The organism is Micromonospora sp. NPDC007230 (assembly GCF_042869115.1).
Taxonomy (GTDB): domain Bacteria; phylum Actinomycetota; class Actinomycetes; order Mycobacteriales; family Micromonosporaceae; genus Micromonospora.
In genome coordinates, this window is record NZ_JBIAFE010000068.1 from 1 (window position 1) to 2986 (window position 2986).

The 2986-nt window shown below is 69.5% G+C and carries 3 protein-coding genes; 1 reads left to right on the plus strand and 2 read right to left on the minus strand.

The window, feature by feature from the left end:
• Positions 1-234: 234 nt before the first annotated feature.
• Positions 235-753, minus strand: a complete 519-nt coding sequence (locus ACFYML_RS36495; RefSeq protein ID WP_387424997.1) for a VOC family protein — start codon at positions 751-753, stop codon at positions 235-237.
• 91 nt (positions 754-844) lie between these two features.
• Here ACFYML_RS36495 and ACFYML_RS36500 point away from each other — a divergent pair, with 91 nt between their 5' ends.
• On the plus strand, positions 845-1870 hold the full coding sequence (locus ACFYML_RS36500) for a helix-turn-helix transcriptional regulator (RefSeq protein WP_387424998.1): 1026 nt from the start codon (positions 845-847) through the stop codon (positions 1868-1870).
• A 402-nt stretch (positions 1871-2272) separates the two neighbouring features.
• On the opposite strand, the gene ACFYML_RS36505 is transcribed toward ACFYML_RS36500, so the two are convergent.
• The gene (locus ACFYML_RS36505; RefSeq protein WP_387424999.1) at positions 2273-2539 is read right to left on the minus strand and encodes a transposase; all 267 of its coding nucleotides are present in this window, start codon (positions 2537-2539) and stop codon (positions 2273-2275) included.
• Between the last annotated feature and the right edge of the window lie 447 nt (positions 2540-2986).

A 2986-nucleotide genomic window follows, 5' to 3' on the forward strand; every position in this document is an offset into this window, starting at 1 on the left:
CCTCCCACAGCCTGATGCGTTGGGAGACAGCGTGCCTGACGGCTCCTCAGAACCGATGGATTACACGATCAACGTTCAAAGACGCGGCACTAGGTGCGTGGTCCCTGGCAGGTTCGGCCTTTAGCCAACCGCTCGCGGCATTACCGACAAGAATGCGTATCTGAACTGGGTATGCAGCGTGGGGGATTGCGTGCCGAAACTTCTAGCGTTTCGGCGTCTTGGACAGGTACGGGCTCAGCCGATCAGCGGGCGGCTGACGACAGTGTCTGTGCGGCCGCTCAGTTCCCGGTCCAAGGTCTCCTGGGCGTCGCGCATCGCCTCGGCGTAGGCCGGTTCGGCGAGCCGCCGCATTCCTACCTCGGGTGCGACGTCCTCGACCACCGCGCTGACCCACCAGATGTTGCCGAACGGGTCACGTACCCGGCCACCCCGCTGGCCGAAGGCGTGGGTGGCCGGCGCGGTGACCACGCGGGCTCCGGCGGCGACCGCGCGCTCCATCGCGGCGTCCGCGTCGGCGACGAAGACCCGCAGTAGCGACGGCATCGAGGGCCAGTCCGCCCGCTGGTCGAAGGCGAGCAGGACGGTGTCGCCGACGCGGATCTCGGCGTGGCCGATGGTCCCGTCCTCCAGCCGTACCCGCCCCTGCTCGACCCCGTCGAACACCGCGGCGATGAAGTCCAGCAACTGCCCGGTGTCCGGCGTGACGATCCACGGCGCGACTGACGTGTACCCGGCGGGTGCGGTGCTGCTCATGATGAATCTCCCTCGGTCGTAGCAGGCTGCGCCCCACGGTAGATCTCGTATAGGTCAGTTCTCGTCCTAGTCGAGCGGCAGAATGACGGCCATGTCCGACGCGCGTGCCCGACTGCTGTCCCTGCTGTCGCTGTTGCAGACCCCTCGGCTCTGGCCGGGAAGCGAACTCGCGCAGCGGCTCGGGGTGTCCGGCCGGACCGTACGGCGCGACATCGACCGGCTGCGCGAGCTGGGCTACCCCGTGCACGCCGAGCAGGGCGGGCTGGGCGGTTACCGGCTGACGGCCGGCGCCGCGATGCCACCGCTGCTGCTCGAGGACGACGAGGCGGTCGCCGTGGCCATCGGGCTGCGCACAGCGGCCGCGCAGGCGGTGACCGGGGCGGACGACGCGGCGGTACGCGCGTTGCGCAAGCTGCTTCAGGTCCTGCCGGCCCGGCTGCGCCGCAGGGTCGACACCCTAGCGTCCTCCACGGTGGCCCACCCGTTCTCTCTCGCCCCGGAGCCGGTGGACCCCGACGCCCTGGTCGTCGCCGCCGCCACGATCGCCAACCACGAGCGGCTGCGGTTCCGGTACCGCGACGAGGCCCGGCACGTCGAGCCGCGCGCCCTGGTGACGGCCGGGCGGCGCTGGTACCTGCTCGCATTCGACCTCGACCGCGACGATTGGCGGACCTTCCGACTGGACCGGGTCACGGACCTCGCCGCGACCGGTGCCCGGGCGGCCACGAGGGAGGTACCCGGCGGGGATGCCGCCGCGTTCGTCGCCCGCCGGACCATGCAGATGGCCCCGACATACCCGGCCGACGTAGTGATCCACGCACCGGCCGCCCACGTGGTGGACCGCCTCGGCGCGCCGCCGCCGGGCACCCTGACCGACCAGCCGGACGGCACCTGCCGGTGGCAGGCGCCGCCGGACACCCCCGAATGGCACGCCCTCCGGCTGGCGTCGATCGGGCTGCCCTTCGAAGTCAGCGGCCCGGCGGAGCTGGCCGCCCATCTCAGGTCAACAGCTGCACTGTTCCAGGCCGCCACAGCGGGACCAGGCCGGTCCGGGACGCGGTCACCACAAGGTGAGCGGGGCCGTGTCCGCCCAGCGTCACCGCCGCCGCACGGTTGATGTGCGCCTGAAGCGAGCGCTCGCCGAACCCTCGCCCGACACCGCCGGACCGAGGACCAACCCGGGCTGATGCCGCCTGCCCAGTCGGCTGCATCATGTGCATGTACCGCCAGTTCCTGCCGGGTGCACGGATCTGCCGCGATCTGCGCGTCACGCAGCGTGACTCGACACCGGTGGGCTGCCGCTCGAACTGGCTCCCCTCTCTGTCAAGACATCGCCGGGAGCGGGGTTCTAAGCTGGGTCTCGGCGGGTCCGGGAAGTGACTTCTCCGAAGAGCCGGCTTGGGGATGCGAGTTGGTCACGCTGGAGTCAGTAGTCGTTCCCCGGTGTCCTCCCGGGCCCGTCGCCGCGGCTACGGCGTCGTTGATCTTCGCCGGTAGACGATGTCAGACAGGCGCCGTTTCAGAGACCGATCGGAAGCCTTCTTCCGGTCGAAGCAGGCGTGCCCTTCGGTGGGTTAGGCAACTGGACCGTGGCCATGATGTGCAGCACCCGGTTGATCTGCCGGTTGCCGACGCGGGAGAGCCGGTGCCGGATCTGCTCGCCGGAGGAGGCGTCGATGGGGGGATGCCGTTCCAGGAGGTGGTGCCGACCAGCGCGACGCAGTGGGCGTTGGCGGCATCGGCTGGGTCCGTCGGGCCCACTCGCCTGCAGGTCAGGAAAGGGCAACGGCGGCGCCGGTCACCGCGATCCCGGTTCTGGGTTGGACGGAGATGTCTACGGTGAGCAGGCTAACCGATTTGATTATCGATGATCAGTGATCATAGATTGGCCTGTGTGGAACGTTCTCGGCTTTCCAAGGCCGGGAAGCGTGTCGGTGTTCACCCTGTGGCGCATCACGTTTGGGTTGGCTCGGTGAGGGTTCCGGTGGCGTGGGTCGGCGGTGAGGGCCGGTTTTTGTGGATCGGTGTTGAGGCGTTGTGTCGGTGAGCGGGAAGCTGCGGCTGGCCGAGGGTGAGGCCGCCCGGACCGCGTGTGCCCGCGCCTTGCTGCGCACCGGTGTGGACGAGGAGACCGGCGAGGTGAATCGGCCTGGAGTTGCCGGAGGGCGTTGTTAGGCCGCAGCGGCCCTGTTGTGGTTTCGGGTTGAAGCGTAGTGCGCGGTCTCATATTCGA